Origin of the sequence: Streptococcus sp. 5905, assembly GCF_013276505.1 — a bacterium.
Taxonomy (GTDB): Bacteria; Bacillota; Bacilli; order Lactobacillales; family Streptococcaceae; genus Streptococcus.
Genome location: NZ_VMLC01000013.1, coordinates 1 through 779 on the forward strand (window position 1 = coordinate 1; position 779 = coordinate 779).

Here is a 779-nt window from a genome sequence, read left to right on the forward strand (position 1 = left end):
ATAACCGCAGAGAGGCCATGCCTCTCTTTTTGTATGCAGTTGAGGTGGCGAGAAGTACAGAAGAGGAGAAGTAGATCAAAGGCTTGATGCTTTCTGCTAGACTAAAGGTAGAAAGGAGAGGTCTATGAATCTAAAAGAACTATACGAAGAAAGTAAGGGTATTGTCCATAAGTGCCGCAAAGAATACCATTTACATCTGTGGGAGAAAGAGGACTGGGACCAGGAGGGGATGATGTGCCTGTATGAGCTGGTCAGTCACCATCCAGAGTTGCTAGTGGGTGAACGACACCGACTATATGTCTGCTTTAAAACCAAATTCCGCAATCGCATCCTAGACTACATCCGTAAACAGGAAAGTCACAAGCGCCGTTTCGACAAAGAGCCTTATGAGGAGGTGAGCGAAATCAGTCATCGCCTAGGAGAAAGAGGACTCAGACTGGATGATTATTATCTCTTTCATGAGCTTCTAAAGAATTACAAGGCAAGTCAGAGTAAAGAAAAACAAGAACAACTTGACCGTCTGATGGGAGGAGAATGCTTCAAAGGTAGAAAGAACCTTCTGAGAGAATTAAGAGTGGTATTGAGTGATTTTAGATAAACTGAAAATAGGCAAAAAAGTCCTTGACAAAGAGGAAAAAGTAGGTATAATAGAAAGAGTTGAAAAGCTCAGGTCCGTTGGTCAAGGGGTTAAGACACCGCCTTTTCACGGCGGTAACACGGGTTCGAATCCCGTACGGACTATGAGTGTATCACAGGGAGGAAAAAAGTAAAAAAAGTTT

The 779-nt window shown here is 43.0% G+C and carries 1 protein-coding gene and 1 tRNA gene; both read left to right on the forward strand.

The features are described from left to right. The first annotated feature begins 124 nt into the window (after positions 1 to 124). Complete coding sequence (locus HT680_RS09055) at positions 125 to 598, forward strand: sigma-70 family RNA polymerase sigma factor (protein ID WP_173259831.1); 474 nt, start codon at positions 125 to 127, stop codon at positions 596 to 598. Positions 599 to 669: 71 nt separating this feature from the next. After that, a tRNA-Glu gene (locus tag HT680_RS09060) sits at positions 670 to 741 on the forward strand. Positions 742 to 779: the final 38 nt, after the last annotated feature.

What these genes read in the sequence shown, in the direction of transcription:
- HT680_RS09055 (WP_173259831.1), top strand. Translation starts at nt 125, where the DNA reads ATGAATCTAAAAGAACTATACGAAGAAAGTAAGGGTATTGTCCATAAG.